Origin of the sequence: Streptomyces sp. NPDC046859 (assembly GCF_040645135.1) — a bacterium.
Taxonomy (GTDB): Bacteria; Actinomycetota; Actinomycetes; order Streptomycetales; family Streptomycetaceae; genus Streptomyces.
In genome coordinates this window covers 142,297-157,158 of the sequence record NZ_JBEYXR010000008.1, presented here as the reverse complement: position 1 = coordinate 157,158, position 14,862 = coordinate 142,297, and the positions used below count along the sequence as shown (strand labels likewise).

Sequence of the window (14,862 nt, the reverse complement as noted above, 5' to 3'; positions counted from 1 at the left end):
TGCTGACGAGTGTCCTCGGACGGGAGCGCGGATTCGTTCCGCTCCGGGTCGTCCGAGACACCTCCGCGCCTCCAGCCGGGCGACAAGCTTCTCGTACGGTCGTGCCCTCGCTCTTATCCAGCGTCGTAGTGCCCCGTACAGGTCACCGTGTGCGGCCCAACAGTCGATGCTTCCGTCGTCGTACAGGCTGCCCATGTACCAGTCAGCGCCGTCGACGGGCTTTACGAGGCACAGGCCGTGGACCCGAGAACGATCTCTGGGCGCAGGACAGGGTGGACTTCGGGGCCGGCCACCCACTTCACCGTCCGTTCGGTGTCCAGAGCGACAGCCTCTTGATCTGAGGACACGTCACGGATCCACTGAAAAGTCCACCGCGCGGGCAGTTGAGCGTCTGTCACTCCCAGAGGTCTCAACAGGCATCGTGCATCACCGCTTCAGGAGCGAGGTGAGGTGCGTGCCCCTCTGATGTGCCAACTGTCTGCATGGGCGAACTGTGGGTCAGCCACCCGTCGGCCACTGCAGTTCCCCGTGGCTCCCCGCTGAATCCGGCAGGGGTGTGGCACGGTTATGGGACCACGTCGGTAGACGTCTGCTGGTCGTACTGGTGCTGGTACTCGGCGACCGTGTCACCGAACTGCTTGCCGCCGAGTTCCTCTATGTGGCCGTCACGGCGGTCAACAACAACGGGCCCGGTCCCGATCCACAAGTCTCGGGGATCACCCGTCTGCGCGTACGTCGAGCTTTGATACCGGAACTCCCAGCCGAAGCGGTGCTCCTGCACACTGATGAACACAGCAGTAACGCCCGGTTCCGCGGGGTAGGGCGTTGTCTGGGCAAGGAATGCGTCAAAGATCTCTTTAGCTTGCTCGGCGGTGATCACAACGCGAGCTTACGCAGGGTGAGAGCTCGGCGGAGCGGCACTGGGCTGGAGCTCTTACCGCGCTCTGGCCGGCGACCGCTCGATCGTCGCCTGTCGGCTCACTGCTCGGCCGAGCTACCGTTCCCGTTCCATGCCTTCTGCACTGGACACGCCCCGCACACGCCCCGCACACGCCCCAGGGAGCGCCGAACTCGCCGAGTGCCTGCGCCTCCGCTCGGGAACCGCTGGCTGCACACCCAGGCCGTGGCCGCTCGGGCTCGCGAGCCTTACGGGGCTGTGTCCCAGGCGGACCGGGATCTCCTCATCGCCGCCGCATGGCTGCATGCCGTCGGCCACGCGCCCAAGCTGCGTGACACCGGGTTCCGCCCGCTCGACGGTGCCTGGCACGGGATCCTCGGCGCTGATCCGCAGCAGCCGTAGGCACGCAGACGAAACAGGTGAGGCACCTACCGAATTCGGTAGGTGCCTCACCTGGTGTCTCACTGTCGGGGTGGCGGGATTTGAACCCACGACCTCTTCGTCCCGAACGAAGCGCGCTGCCAAGCTGCGCTACACCCCGATGTCGCTGCTCGTCGCGGCGACGTCGTTTACTTTAGCCCACCGGTGGCCGGAGACGAAATCCGGTTTGTGAGCGGTGGTGGACACGTCCGCGCAGCGGGTTCGGGCGGACGTGGTCCAGGGCCACCAGGAGCAGCGCCAGGGCGTACATCGCCAGGCCGAGGAGCAGCGCGTTGCCCAGGACGCTCTTGAGGCCGTGATCGGCGACGTCGAGGAACGGGTACAGGTAGCGGGCCGGCTCGGTGGGGACCAGGAACTCGCCCCGGGTCAGGACGAAGGCCAGGTAGGCCACCGGGTAGAGGAGCCAGGGCGCGGCCTGGCGCAGGTGCAGGTCACGTGGGGGTGTGAGGAGCAGCCAGTCCAGCAGGGCCGCCAGGGGAGTCACCGTGTGCAGGATCTGGGTGGTCACCGCGTGCCAGCCGGTCGGGGCGGCCGCCTCGCCCGAGAGGACGCCGGGCAGGGTGAAGGGGCTCGCGCTGTTCACCAGGAGCAGGTGGTAGACCAGGCCCGTGATCAGTGTGTAGAGCAGGGTCGCCCCCGTCAGCGACGAGGGGAGGGGGCGGCGGGCCGTCCAGGCGCGGCGAGCCGATGAGACGAAGACCAGGGCCAGGAGGATGTTGCTCTGGATCGCGAAGTGACTCAGGAGGCGCACGGGGCTGCCCAGGGTCAGTTCGATGATCACGGCCGCGGTCGCGAGTACGGCGATGACCAGGCGGAACGCTGCCGCCAGACGGCGGGGCGCCGGGGTCGCCACCGCCGTGGCGGGGACGTGCGACGGCATCAGTATGGGCACGCCCGGTATCGCGGGCAGATCCGGGATGTCCCTGGGTATCGGGGGTATCGGGGCGCTCATGTACCTCACGCTAGGGAGCGTGGGGGAAATGGGCGATATGGGTGGGCCAGGTGGGTTACGGATCCCCCACCTCGCCCCAGCAGCCACACCTGCTCTCCACGGCCCCACCAGTCCCACCGGCATGCGTTCGGTCGCACCGGTCACACCAGCCTGACCGGTGCACACCGGTCACACCGGCCGCACACCCGGTCAGGCCACTCCGGAGCCCCGGGCCAAAGCCCCCGACCCATGCCCCCGGGGCCGCACCCCCCCGACCCAAGCCCCAGCGGCCCTACCCCCCCGGGGCCGCAGCCCTCGACCCAAGCCCCTGCAGCTCCAGCCCCCCGGGCCCCCAGCCCCGACCCAAGCCCCCCGGCGGCCCCAGCCCCCCGTGCCCCAGCCCCCCGCCCTACTCCCGCCCCACCAACGTCAGCAACGTCGCCTCCGGCGGGCAGGCGAAGCGGAACGGGGTGTAGCGGTTCGCGCCGCAGCCCGCCGAGACGTGGAGGTAGGACCTGCGGCCCTCCGCCGTGTGCGTGGACAGGCCCCTCGCCCGGTCCGTGTCCAGGTCGCAGTTGGTGACCAGGGCGCCGTAGAAGGGGACGCGGAGCTGGCCGCCGTGCGTGTGGCCGGCCAGGACCAGCGGATAGCCATCGGCCGTGTACGCGTCCAGCACGCGCAGATACGGCGCGTGCACCACGCCCATCGCGAAGTCCGCCGCGCCGGACGGGCCGCCGGCCACCTGCTTGTACCGGTCCCGCTTGATGTGCGGGTCGTCGAGGCCCGTCAGCTCGACGGACACGCCCTCGACCTTGAGCGTCCCGCGCGTGTTCGTCAGGTTGAGCCAGCCCGCCGCGTCGAAGCCCTCGCGGAGGTCCTCCCACGGGTTGTGGATCGCGTCGACCGCGGGCGCGTTGCCGTTCAGGCCGTGGCGGCCCTGGGCCTTCTCCAGCAGATAGCGGGCGGGATTGCGCAGCTTCGGGCCGTAGTAGTCGTTGGAGCCGAACACATACGCGCCCGGGAACTCCATGAGCGGGCCCAGCGCGTCCAGCACCTCCGGCACGCCCTCCGGGTCGGACAGGTTGTCGCCCGTGTTGATCACGAAGTCGGGGCGCAGCCCGGCCAGGGAGCGCAGCCACCGCTGCTTCTTGCGCTGGCCGCCGACCATATGGATGTCGGAGACCTGGAGCACGCGCAGGGGGCGCATGCCGGCCGGGAGGACGGGGACCGTCACTCGTCGGAGGCGGAAGGAACGGGCCTCGAAACCGGCCGAGTAGAGCAGACCGGCGGCGCCGACCGCCGTGATGCCAAGGGGTACTCCGTATCGCGCGCGCATACGACCATCGTGTCAGACCGCGGAAGTGCCCCGCGCCCGGCGGTCCCGGACCGGCCGAGCCCGCCCCCGGTAGGGCCTTCTGGCGCAGCTCCCTTGAAATCAAGGGGCGTTCCGGTCCCCGCACCTGCGACAATCGGTCCCATGACCACGCTCAAGTCGAAGCTGCAGGAAGACCTCAACGCCGCGATCAAGGAGCGCGACGAGCTCCGCTCCGCGACGCTCCGGCTGACGCTCGCCGCGATCACCAAGGAGGAGGTCGCGGGCAAGACGAAGCGCGAGCTCTCCGACGACGAGGTGCAGAAGGTGATCACCCGCGAGGCGAAGAAGCGCCGTGAGGCGGCCGAGGCGTTCGCGCAGGGCGGGCGTGCCGAGCAGGCCGAGCGGGAGAAGGCGGAGGGCGAGGTCCTCGCCGCCTACCTGCCGAAGCAGCTCAGCGACGACGAGCTGGACCAGATCGTGGCGCAGGCCGTCGAGGAGGCCAAGGCCGCCGGTGCCGAGGGCCCCCGGGCCATGGGTGCCGTCATGAAGATCGTGAACCCGAAGGTGGCGGGTCAGGCGGAGGGCGGCCGCGTCGCCGCAGCGGTGAAGAAGCTCCTCGCCGGCTGAGGACCACGGGGGAGCGGGGCAGCGCCCCCGCCCACCGGACAGGACGAGGGGCCCGGCACATGTACCGGGCCCCTCGTCCTGTCACTCGCGTCGGCCGTCAGCCGCGCCCCCCGGTCCCGTTCCCGTTCGACTGGCCGCGCCAGAAGCCCTCCGGGATGGAGAAGGACGGGTCGGGCTCGGGGCCGCCGTTGCTGTTCCCGCCGCCGTTGCCGTTCCCGCCGTCGTTGGCTCCGCCGACCAGGCCGCCGATGAAGTTGTCACCGTTGCCGTTGTCGTCGCCGCGCCCGCGCCCGTGGTCGTCGTCATCGTCCTCGTCCCCGCGGCCGTGCTCCCCGTCCTCGTCCTCGTCCGGGATGTGCACGGTGTGGAACTGCTCGGCCGGCTTGCCCTCCAGCGCGCCCGACATCGCGTCCCGCCAGATCGGTCCCGGGACCCGGCCGCCGTAGACGAGGTCGTGGTACTCGCCGCCGATGTAGATGTTGCGCATCTTGACCTTCTGGGTCGCGCTGCCGACCCAGACCGCGCCCGAGAGGTTCGGGGTGTAGCCCACGAACCACGCGTTGCGGCGCTCGTCCGTCGTACCGGTCTTGCCGGCGCTGTCCCGGGACGTGAGGCCGGCCTCCTTGCCGGTACCGGAGTCGACCACGCCCTGCAGCAGGCTGTTGACGGTGTCGGCGGTCTTCTCGGACATCGCCCGCGAGCACGTCGACTTGGGGACCTCCAGCGACTTCTCCTGGTCGCCGACCTTCTGCGTGATGGCCTCGATGGCGACCGGCGTGCAGTACATGCCGCGGGAGGCGAAGGCGGCGTAGGCGCTCGCCATGGTCAGCGGGGAGAGACCGACGGAACCGAGGGCGATGGCGGGCCGCTCGGGGAGCTTGTCGCCGTTGCCCTGGCGGACCTGGAGGTGGTCGGTCATGTCGACCACCGGGCACAGCCCGATGTCGGCGATCATCTGCACGAAGTAGGTGTTGACCGACAGCTCCATCGCCTTGCGCAGGCGGTACGGGCCGTGCTCCGACTCGCTCTCGTTCTCCAGCTTCTCGCCGCGCAGGTTGGTCCACGGCTTGCTGTCGCACGTCTGGACCGGGCTCGGGTACTCCATCTGGTACGGCGAGGAGTACTCCTGCGTCGGCGGCCGGCCCTCCTCCAGGGCGGCCGCGGCCACGAACGGCTTGAACGTCGAACCGGTCGGGAAGCCGTAGTTGGAACCGCCGTACGCCGCGTCCACCGAGTAGTTCAGCTCGGTCTGGTTCTTGCCGGAGCCGTACGGCTTCGACTGGCCCATGCCGAGGATCTTGCCGGTGCCGGGCTCGACCAGGGTGGCCGCCGCGGCGACCTTGTCCGACTTGTAGACGTGCTGCTTGAGCGAGGCCTGCACCGACGTCTGGGACTTCGGGTCCAGGGTCGTCTTGATCGTCAGACCGCCGCGGTTCCAGATCTTGGCGCGCGCCTCGCGGTTCTTGCCGAAGACCGGATCGTTGAGGAAGACGTGCTTGACGTACTCGCAGAAGAAACTGGCGCCCTCGACGGCGGTGATGCAGCCGTTCTCCGGCCTGCGGACCTTCAGGCCCAGCGGGGCCTTCTTGGCCGCGTCGGCCTCCTGCTGCGAGACGTCACCCAGGTCGGCCATGCGCTGGAGGACGATGTTGCGCCGCTTGGTGGCCTCGGCCTCGTCGTTGACCGGGTCGTACCGGCTGGGTGACTGCACGATGCCGGCGAGCAGCGCCGCGTCCTGGAGCTCGAGGTCCTTCGCGGACTTGGAGAAGTAGCGCTGGGCGGCGGCCTCGACGCCGTACGCCTGCTGGCCGAAGAACGTGATGTTCAGGTAGTTCTCGAGGATCTTCTTCTTGCCGAGCTCCTCCTCGACCTGGATCGCGTACTTCAGCTCCCTGATCTTGCGGCCGAGGGTCTGCTGGGTGGCCTGCGCGACCTTGGTCGGGTCGTCGCCCGCCTCCTCCACGAAGACGTTCTTCACGTACTGCTGGGTGAGCGTCGAGGCGCCTTCGGAGACGCCGCCGCTCTGCGCGTTCTTGTTGAGGGCGCGCAGGATGCCCTTCAGGTCGACCGCGCCGTGCTGGTAGAAGCGGGCGTCCTCGATCGCGACGATCGCCTTCTGCATGTACGGCGAGATGTCCTTGAGCTCCAGCACCGTACGGTCGCGTGAGTAGACCGAGGCGATCATGCCGCCGTCGGCGTCCAGGATCGTGGTCCGCTGGCTCAGCGGCGGGGTCTTCAGATTGGCCGGGAGCTCGTCGAAGCTTTCCACCGACCCCTTGGCCGCGAGCCCCAGCGCGCCGACGGCGGGCAGCGCGATGCCCGCCAGCACGGCTCCGGCGAGCACACTGACACCGAGGAACTTCGCGGCCTGCTGCGTTGGCGACAGACCACCGCCCGAGCGCTTCTTTGGCATGGGGGAAGCCTAAACCGTAGAGATGAGCGAACCGAGGGCCGACCATGCCAGGTGATGGCATGGCGGGGTGACGCGGGCCACGGTGCCTTCCCATTCGCCGGACAGGCGCACAGGCCTTGGCCTAAGCTGCTCTCAACTGTCACAGCAGCGCGGCCACGTATCAATACGTCGGGCGACCCCGAATCGTTCCGGAGATCCCCACTTTTCCGGTGAGGGCGTGTCCGAATCCGCCTCGTGTGTCATCCGGCGTCCGTTGTGGCGCAAGGTAACTGTCCCGGTTTGCCGGGAAGGTCGCGCATGTCGCCAGCTCACTCCCCCGGGTGATCTGCCGCTTACCCATAGTCCGTTCGGACCATTCAAGATTGGGCCCGCTGGGGGTGTTGCGCTGTGCCCACCTTCCGTAACGTCCTCAACTGGCGGCGGTGAATATGCCGCTGCCGCCGTGGGGGAGCCTCGATTCGGGAGAGGACGGCGCCGGTATGGGCTGGGTAGTCGACTGGAGTGCGCAGGCGGCCTGCCGCACTACCGATCCGGATGAACTGTTCGTTCAGGGAGCAGCGCAGAACAGGGCCAAGGCGGTGTGCACCGGATGCCCGGTGCGTACGGAGTGCCTGGCGGACGCGCTCGACAACCGCGTCGAGTTCGGCGTGTGGGGAGGCATGACGGAGCGAGAGCGTCGCGCACTGCTGCGCCGGCGGCCCACCGTCACCTCGTGGCGCCGGCTGCTGGAGACGGCGCGCACGGAGTACGAGCGGGGAGCGGGACTGCTGCCCCTCGACGACGACGAGGTCTACGAGGACTACGCCGCCGTGGGCTGAGGCGCGGCCGGTCACCGGGCCCTGATACAGGGACAGGGCCCAGGCAGGCCGTACGGGTGCCCAGGCACGCCCAAGGAGTCGGCCGTCAGGCCTCGGGCGCCTGGGCGGGTGGCTCGGGAGCGGGAAGCTCCGGCCGGTTGGCCGCGAGCCTGTTCCCGATGTCTCGCAGCCCGGCCAGGTCGTGCACGTCGCCGGGGAGCGCGGCCACTTCGGCCACCGCCACCTCGGGGTGCAGCGCGGCGAAACGGTCGCGCGTGCGCTGTTCGCGGGAGAGCAGTTGCATACGTTCGGCGTGCAGCTTCAGCAGGCCGGCCGTGAGTTGGTCGACGGTCCGCTCCACATGCGGAGCGCCGGTCTCGGGCTGGTCGGGGGCCGCGATGCGCTCCATGTCCGTGGCGGCGGGGGAGCCTGCGTCGGGAACTGGTGCCTCGGGAGCGGCCGTGCCTGAACTGTCGTACGTGTCGGGAGAGTTACGAAGACCAGCTTTCCCGGCCTCCTGATCCACAATGCGGGGCTCTTCAAGATTTTCCGCGGCGGCGAGCGCCCGCTCGGCCGACAGGCGGTCGGCGCCGCTGCCGTGGACCCGGTTGAGCACCAGCCCGGCGAGCGGCATGTCCTCGGCGGCCAGCCGCTCCACGAAGTACGCGGCCTCCCGCAGCGCGTCCCGCTCCGGCGCCGCCACCACCAGGAACGCCGTACCGGGCGCCTGGAGCAGCTTGTACGTGGCGTCCGCGCGCGTGCGGAAGCCGCCGAACATCGAGTCCATCGCGGCCACGAACGTCTGCACGTCCTTCAGCAGCGGTCCGCCGAGGAGCTTGCCGAGGGCGCCGGCCATCATCGACATGCCGACGTTCAGGAACTTCATGCCCGCGCGGCCACCGACCTTCGCCGGAGCCAGCAGGACGCGGATGAGCTTGCCGTCCAGGAACGAGCCGAGCCGCTTCGGCGCGTCCAGGAAGTCCAGCGCCGAGCGGGACGGCGGGGTGTCCACGACGATGAGGTCCCACTCGTCCTTGGAGCGCAACTGGCCCAGCTTCTCCATCGCCATGTACTCCTGCGTGCCCGCGAAGCCCGCCGAGAGCGACTGGTAGAAGGGGTTGCCCAGGATGGCGGCCGCGCGCTCCGGGTCCGCGTGCGCCTCGACGATCTCGTCGAAGGTGCGCTTCATGTCGAGCATCATCGCGTGCAGCTCGCCGACGCCCTCGACGCCCTTCACCCGGCGCGGGGTGTTGTCCAGCGAGTCGATGCCCATGGACTGGGCGAGCCGGCGGGCCGGGTCGATGGTCAGCACGACCACCTTCCGCCCCCGCTCGGCGGCCCGCAGGCCCAGGGCCGCCGCCGTCGTGGTCTTGCCGACCCCGCCCGAGCCGCAGCACACCACGATCCGGGTCGCCGGGTCGTCGAGCAGCGGGTCCAGATCGAGCACGCGTGACGCGGAGAGGTGGTGGGGGCGGCGGGCGGTGTCCTGCCCTTGTGCCGGTTCCTCCGCCCGATTCTGCGACTGCGACTGCGATGGCGCTTGCGCTTGTTCGTGGGTCTGCGCGGAATTCGGACGGCTCATGAGTTCCCCTCTGCTTCTGGGGCGGACGCCCGTGGTCCAGCTTCCGGCCCGCGGCGGGTCACCATGACAGGTCCTGTTCCCGCAGCTCGCGCGCGAGGGCGTACAGGCCCGCCAGATCCATGCCCTCGGCGAGCAGGGGCAGTTCGTGCACCGGCAGCCCCAGGTCGGCCAGCACCGTGCGCTGCTCGCGCTCCAGGGCGTGCCGCTCGGCGTACTCCGCGGCCTGCCCCAGCAGCGGGTCGACCAGTCGCTCGGCCAGTCCGCCACGGCGCGCCCCGCCGAGTCCCGCCGTCGACAGCGACTTGGCCACGGCGGCGCGCGGGACACTGCGGACGAGTTCCAGATCGATCGCGTCCAACACCTGGGGCCGCATCATGTTCACGATGATCCGGCCCACCGGCAGCCGCGCCGCCCGCAACTCGGCGATACCGTCTGCGGTCTCCTGGACGGGCATCTCCTCCAGCAGCGTCACCAGGTGCACCGCTGTCTCCGGCGACTTCAGCACCCGCATGACGGCCTGCGCCTGATTGTGTATCGGCCCGATGCGGGCGAGGCCCGCCACCTCGTCGTTGACGTTCAGGAAGCGGGTGATGCGCCCGGTGGGCGGCGCGTCCATGACCACGTGGTCGTAGACGTAGCGGCCCGCCTTGTCCTTGCGGCGGACGGCCTCGCAGGCCTTGCCGGTCAGGAGGACGTCCCGGAGCCCCGGGGCGATGGTGGTGGCGAAGTCGATGGCGCCGAGCTTCTTCAGGGCCCGGCCGGCGCCGCCCATCTTGTAGAACATCTGGAGGTACTCCAGAAGGGCCTGTTCGGGGTCGATGGCGAGGGCGTACACCTCCCCGCCCCCGGGCGCGACGGCGATCTTCCGCTCCTCGTAGGGCAGCGCCTGCGTTTCGAAAAGCTGTGCGATGCCCTGCCTGCCCTCGACCTCGACGAGGAGTGCCCGCTTCCCCTCCGTCGCGAGGGCGAGCGCGAGTGCGGCGGCGACCGTGGTCTTTCCGGTCCCGCCCTTGCCACTGACGACCTGGAGCCTGCTCACGTCTTCGAGCCTAACCAGTCGGCGCGCCGAGCACGCGGCAGCCTGTGGACAACGTGACGCGGTCGGCCGTCCGGGTCGCCCGGGGCAGCGGATAAAGTCGGCCGCATGACCAAGTGGGAATACGCAACCGTGCCGCTGCTCGTCCACGCCACGAAGCAGATTCTGGACACCTGGGGCGAGGACGGCTGGGAGCTCGTCCAGGTCGTGCCCGGGCCGAACAACCCTGAGCAACTCGTCGCCTACCTGAAGCGGGAGAAGCAGGCGTGAGCGCGGTCGAGGACAGGCTGGCCGAGCTGGGCCTGACGCTGCCGGAGGTCGTCCCTCCGCTGGCCGCGTACCAGCCTGCCGTGCAGTCGGGCGTGTACGTCTACACCGCCGGCCAGCTGCCGATGGTGGACGGCAAGCTTCCGGTGACCGGCAAGGTGGGTGCCGAGGTCACCGCCGAGGAGGCCAAGGACCTCGCGCGCGTCTGTGCCCTGAACGCCCTGGCCGCGGTGAAGTCGGTCGCGGGCGACCTGGACCGTGTCGCGCGTGTCGTGAAGGTCGTGGGCTTCGTGGCCTCCGCGTCGGACTTCACCGGGCAGCCGGGTGTCATCAACGGCGCCAGCGAGCTGTTCGCCGAGGTCCTGGGCGACAAGGGCGTCCACGCGCGCAGCGCGGTGGGTGTGGCGGTGCTTCCGCTGGACGCGCCCGTGGAGGTCGAGGTGCAGGTGGAGCTGAGCGGGGCGTAGGTCTCCGACGATGCGGCCGGGGACGGTTCCGGGTTCGGTCGTCCGGCTCCCGCCGCCTGTTCGGGGCGCGTGGTCAGAGGGTCGAGCGCGGTTCGATGAGGCCGTGCTCCTCCAGGTAGTCCAGCTGCGCCCGGACCGACAGCTCCGCCGCCGGCCACAGCGAGCGGTCCACGTCGGCGTACACCTGGGCCACCACCTCGGCCGGGGAGCGGTGGCCGTCCTCCACCGCCGTCTCGACCTGCGCCAGGCGGTGGGCGCGGTGGGCCAGGTAGAACTCGACCGCGCCCTGGGCGTCCTCGAGGACCGGGCCGTGGCCCGGCAGGACCGTGTGGACGCCGTCGTCGACCGTGAGGGACCTCAGGCGCCTCAGGGAGTCCAGGTAGTCGCCGAGGCGGCCGTCGGGGTGTGCCACGACGGTCGTGCCCCGGCCCAGGATCGTGTCGCCCGTCAGGACGGCCTGGTCGGCCGGCAGATGGAAGCACAGCGAGTCGGCGGTGTGGCCCGGCGTCGGGACCACCCGAAGCTCCAGGCCGCCGACGGTGACCACGTCCCCGGCGCCGAGCCCCTCGTCGCCGAGCCGCAGCGCCGGGTCGAGCGCACGCACGCGTGTGCCGGTCAGTTCGGCGAACCGCAGGGCGCCGTCGGCGTGGTCCGGGTGCCCGTGCGTGAGCAGTGTCAGGGCGACGCGCTTGCCGGACCGCTCGGCCGTGGCGACGACGTTGCGCAGGTGCCCCTCGTCCTGCGGGCCCGGGTCGATGACGACGGCGAGGTCGGAGTCCGGCTCCGAGACGATCCAGGTGTTGGTGCCGTCCAGGGTCATCGGTGACGCGTTGGGGGCGAGGACGTTGACGGCGCGGGCGGTGGCCGGGCCGGAGACGACCGCGTCGCGCGGCTGGCCGGGAAGGGCTGCGGCGTCCGTCATACGAGGGGGCCTTCCGGGGCTCGATGCGTGGGCGCGAGCGTCCGCGCGGTCGCGGTCATGCGGGGGCTCCGCCGGTCGGGATGTGCTTGGTGAACTCGTCGTGGCCCGGCCAGGCGAGCACGATCTCGCCGTTCACGAGGCTCGCCTGGGCGAGGACGGCGGTGAGGTCGCGGCCGGGGGCGGCGGCCAGGGCCTCGGCGGAGCTGCCGTACGGGATGAGCTGGCGCAGGGTCGCGATGGTGGGCGGCATCATCAGCAGTTCGCCCTTGTCGTACGCGGCGGCGGCCTCGGCGGGGCGGATCCAGACGGTGCGGTCGGCCTCGGTGGAGGCGTTGCGCGTGCGCTGGCCTTCCGGGAGGGCGGCGACGAAGAACCACGTGTCGTAGCGGCGGGGCTCGAACTCGGGGGTGATCCAGCGGGTCCAGGCGCCGAGCAGGTCGGAGCGGAGGACGAGGCCGCGGCGGTCGAGGAACTCGGCGAACGACAGGTCGCGGGCGACCAGGGCGGCGCGGTCCGCCTCCCAGTCGTCGCCCGTCGTGTCGCCGACGACGGTGTCCTCGGTGGGGCCGGCGAGCAGGACACCCGCCTCCTCGTAGGTCTCGCGGACCGCCGCGCAGACGATCGCCTGGGCCGTGGCCTCCTCGACGCGCAGCCGGGCCGACCACCACGCGCGCGGGGGGCCCGCCCAGCGGATCTCTTGCTCGTCGCGGGGGTCGACACCGCCGCCGGGGTAGGCGTAGGCGCCGGCGGCGAAGGCCATCGAGGTGCGGCGGCGGAGCATGTGGACGAGGGGCGCCTGGTCCGAGTCCTTGAGCAGCATCACCGTGGCGGCGCGTCTGGGGACGACCGGGGTGAGGCCTCCTTCCGCGAGTGCGCGGATGCGGTCCGGCCACTCCGGTGGGTACCACTGCCCGTTTGCCATGGGCGCGAGGCTATCTCGTGACGCGCAGATGTTCGAGGGGGCTCTGGGGGTGGGGGTGTGTGGAGGTGAGGTGCGGGTTTGTGTCCGCGACGACCCTTGTGGGCGGACGCCCTCGGCACGTCCCCTCACCGCCGTGGGCGGGGGCCAGTCCGTGGCGGGTCGCGGTTCGGCTTCGCCGTACGGGAGGGGCCTGCCCGTGGCGGGATGCGGTTCGTCGTCGTACGTACGCAGCGGGGTCCCGCCTCGGTGGGAGGCGGGACCCCGTTCCACGGCTGTGTCAGCGCGAGCGCTTGGCCAGGCGTTCGACGTCCAGGAGGATCACGGCGCGGGCCTCCAGGCGGAGCCAGCCGCGCTGGGCGAAGTCGGCCAGGGCCTTGTTGACCGTCTCGCGCGAGGCGCCGACCAGCTGGGCCAGCTCCTCCTGCGTCAGGTCGTGGACGACGTGGATGCCCTCCTCGGACTGCACCCCGAAGCGGCGGGAGAGGTCGAGCAGGGCGCGGGCCACGCGGCCCGGGACGTCCGAGAAGACGAGGTCGGACATCGCGTCGTTGGTGCGGCGCAGGCGCCGGGCGACGGCGCGCAGGAGCGCGGTGGCCACCTCGGGGCGGGCGTTCAGCCAGGGCTGGAGGTCGCCGTGGCCGAGGCCGAGCAGCTTGACCTCGGTCAGCGCGGTGGCGGTCGCCGTGCGCGGGCCCGGGTCGAACAGGGAGAGCTCGCCGATGAGCTCTCCGGGGCCGACGACGGCGAGCATGTTCTCGCGGCCGTCGGGGGATGTGCGGTGAAGCTTGACCTTGCCCTCGGTGACGACGTACAGCCGGTCGCCCGGGTCCCCCTCGTGGAAGAGGGAGTCGCCCCGTGCGAGCGTCACCTCACTCATGGAGGCGCGCAGTTCCGCGGACTGCTCGTCGTCGAGAGCCGCGAAGAGCGGATTGCGCCGCAGAACGTCGTCCACGAGTTCTCTCCTTGTCGACCTGCTCAGGGGGTCGATTCCCCCGCGTGCCAGGGGACCGTGTTCCCCATTTTGCCGGACGGTCCAAACAGTGTGATCTGTCACAAGGATGCCGCACACATGTCCGGGGGTACGCGGCAGGGGTCCAATTGGGCGCCGATCTTCGCGGTCCAGGGCGGATGTCGGTGGCGGGCTTTAGGCTGGCCGGGTGTCCAAATCGCCGGTGAGAGCACAGGCCGAGGGGGCTGGGTGGGTGGTTGATCGTCATGATTCCGCTGTGGGCGAACAGGGCCCTGGTGGAGCGAAGAGGACGGCGCGAACGGCGAAAAAGGCGCCGGGTGGAGCCGCTGCGCGCGGCCGGAAAGCGGCGGTGAAGAAGGCTGTCGCCAAGAAGCCCGCCGTTGTTCCCGAGAAGGGCGCCGTGCCGGTGAAGAGTGCCTCCGCCGCCAAGGCGGTGGGGGGCTCGCGGACCGCTCTCGTGCGGCGGGCCCGCCGGATCGACCGGGAGCTCGCCGAGGTCTATCCGTACGCCCATCCCGAGCTGGACTTCGAGAACCCCTTCCAGCTTCTTGTCGCGACCGTCCTGTCCGCCCAGACCACGGACCTGCGCGTCAACCAGACGACACCGGCGCTCTTCGCCAAGTACCCCGGCCCCGAGGACCTGGCCGCCGCCAATCCGGAGGAGGTCGAGGAGATCCTGCGCCCGTGCGGGTTCTTCCGGGCCAAGACCCGGTCGGTGATGGGGCTGTCCAAGGCGCTGGTGGAGGATTACGGCGGGGAGGTCCCGGGGCGGCTGGAAGACCTGGTCAAGCTGCCCGGCGTGGGGAGGAAGACCGCTTTCGTCGTCTTGGGCAACGCGTTCGGGCGGCCCGGTATCACCGTCGACACCCACTTCCAGCGGCTGGTGCGGCGCTGGCAGTGGACCGAGCAGACCGATCCGGACAAGATCGAGGCCGAGGTCGGCTCGCTGTTCCCGAAGAGCGACTGGACGGACCTGTCGCACCACGTCATCTGGCACGGCCGCCGTATCTGCCACGCCCGCAAGCCCGCGTGCGGCGCCTGCCCCATCGCCCACCTGTGCCCGGCGTACGGGGAGGGCGAGACGGACCCGGAGAAGGCGCAGAAGCTGCTGAAGTACGAGAAGGGCGGCTTCCCCGGGCAGCGTCTGAAGCCGCCGCAGTCCTATCTGGACGCGGGCGGCAAGCCGGCTCCGCCGCTGGGGGCCGCGTGACGCGGTGCGGGTGTACGGAACGATCCGAAGAGCGTCCCGCGTTGAAGCAGGCAGGACGACAGGG

14 protein-coding genes and 1 tRNA gene are annotated in these 14,862 nt (G+C 70.7%); 5 read left to right on the top strand and 10 right to left on the bottom strand.

The window, feature by feature from the left end:
* Positions 1-565: 565 nt before the first annotated feature.
* The 4 genes from ABZ899_RS14770 to ABZ899_RS14755 all read right to left on the bottom strand — a co-directional run bounded on the left by ABZ899_RS14770 (position 566) and on the right by ABZ899_RS14755 (position 3,606).
* The gene (locus ABZ899_RS14770; RefSeq protein WP_361345497.1) at positions 566-880 is read right to left on the bottom strand and encodes a YrhB domain-containing protein; all 315 of its coding nucleotides are present in this window, start codon (positions 878-880) and stop codon (positions 566-568) included.
* Positions 881-1,365: 485 nt separating this feature from the next.
* Positions 1,366-1,439 (bottom strand) — tRNA-Pro (locus tag ABZ899_RS14765).
* A gap of 33 nt (positions 1,440-1,472) precedes the next feature.
* Positions 1,473-2,291, bottom strand: a complete 819-nt coding sequence (locus ABZ899_RS14760; RefSeq protein ID WP_361345495.1) for a Pr6Pr family membrane protein — start codon at positions 2,289-2,291, stop codon at positions 1,473-1,475.
* A gap of 388 nt (positions 2,292-2,679) precedes the next feature.
* Positions 2,680-3,606 (bottom strand): metallophosphoesterase, encoded by a 927-nt coding sequence (locus tag ABZ899_RS14755; RefSeq protein ID WP_361345493.1) that lies wholly within the window; start codon positions 3,604-3,606, stop codon positions 2,680-2,682.
* Between the two features lie 141 nt (positions 3,607-3,747).
* Between ABZ899_RS14755 and ABZ899_RS14750 the strand changes: the two genes are divergently transcribed.
* Positions 3,748-4,212, top strand: a complete 465-nt coding sequence (locus tag ABZ899_RS14750) for a GatB/YqeY domain-containing protein (RefSeq protein WP_361345491.1) — start codon at positions 3,748-3,750, stop codon at positions 4,210-4,212.
* Positions 4,213-4,309: 97 nt separating this feature from the next.
* Here ABZ899_RS14750 and ABZ899_RS14745 read toward each other — a convergent pair whose 3' ends face one another.
* Positions 4,310-6,625 carry a transglycosylase domain-containing protein gene (locus ABZ899_RS14745; protein ID WP_361345489.1) on the bottom strand — a complete coding sequence of 772 codons (2,316 nt, stop codon included), beginning with the start codon at positions 6,623-6,625 and terminating at the stop codon, positions 4,310-4,312.
* Between the two features lie 479 nt (positions 6,626-7,104).
* Here ABZ899_RS14745 and wblA point away from each other — a divergent pair, with 479 nt between their 5' ends.
* A complete protein-coding gene (wblA, locus tag ABZ899_RS14740) occupies positions 7,105-7,443 on the top strand; it encodes a transcriptional regulator WblA (protein ID WP_055625082.1) in 339 nt (112 codons plus the stop codon).
* A gap of 85 nt (positions 7,444-7,528) precedes the next feature.
* On the opposite strand, the gene ABZ899_RS14735 is transcribed toward wblA, so the two are convergent.
* Both ABZ899_RS14735 and ABZ899_RS14730 read right to left on the bottom strand, forming a co-directional pair.
* Complete coding sequence (locus ABZ899_RS14735; RefSeq protein ID WP_361345487.1) at positions 7,529-9,004, bottom strand: ArsA family ATPase; 1,476 nt, start codon at positions 9,002-9,004, stop codon at positions 7,529-7,531.
* A 58-nt stretch (positions 9,005-9,062) separates the two neighbouring features.
* Complete coding sequence (locus ABZ899_RS14730) at positions 9,063-10,043, bottom strand: ArsA-related P-loop ATPase (protein WP_361345485.1); 981 nt, start codon at positions 10,041-10,043, stop codon at positions 9,063-9,065.
* A 105-nt stretch (positions 10,044-10,148) separates the two neighbouring features.
* Here ABZ899_RS14730 and ABZ899_RS14725 point away from each other — a divergent pair, with 105 nt between their 5' ends.
* Entirely contained in the window at positions 10,149-10,310 is a 162-nt protein-coding gene (locus tag ABZ899_RS14725) for a DUF4177 domain-containing protein (RefSeq protein ID WP_003975360.1), read from the top strand.
* Entirely contained in the window at positions 10,307-10,774 is a 468-nt protein-coding gene (locus tag ABZ899_RS14720; protein WP_361345483.1) for a RidA family protein, read from the top strand. Before ABZ899_RS14725 ends, ABZ899_RS14720 begins: the two co-directional genes overlap by 4 nt.
* Positions 10,775-10,847: 73 nt before the next feature.
* Here ABZ899_RS14720 and ABZ899_RS14715 read toward each other — a convergent pair whose 3' ends face one another.
* The 3 genes from ABZ899_RS14715 to ABZ899_RS14705 form a co-directional block, all read right to left on the bottom strand.
* Positions 10,848-11,696 (bottom strand): MBL fold metallo-hydrolase, encoded by an 849-nt coding sequence (locus ABZ899_RS14715; protein WP_361345481.1) that lies wholly within the window; start codon positions 11,694-11,696, stop codon positions 10,848-10,850.
* A gap of 55 nt (positions 11,697-11,751) precedes the next feature.
* Positions 11,752-12,618 (bottom strand): NUDIX hydrolase, encoded by an 867-nt coding sequence (locus ABZ899_RS14710; protein WP_361345479.1) that lies wholly within the window; start codon positions 12,616-12,618, stop codon positions 11,752-11,754.
* Positions 12,619-12,895: 277 nt separating this feature from the next.
* Entirely contained in the window at positions 12,896-13,570 is a 675-nt protein-coding gene (locus tag ABZ899_RS14705; RefSeq protein ID WP_015658871.1) for a Crp/Fnr family transcriptional regulator, read from the bottom strand.
* Between the two features lie 250 nt (positions 13,571-13,820).
* Between ABZ899_RS14705 and nth the strand changes: the two genes are divergently transcribed.
* Positions 13,821-14,798 carry an endonuclease III gene (gene nth / locus ABZ899_RS14700; RefSeq protein WP_361345477.1) on the top strand — a complete coding sequence of 326 codons (978 nt, stop codon included), beginning with the start codon at positions 13,821-13,823 and terminating at the stop codon, positions 14,796-14,798.
* Positions 14,799-14,862 lie beyond the last annotated feature (64 nt).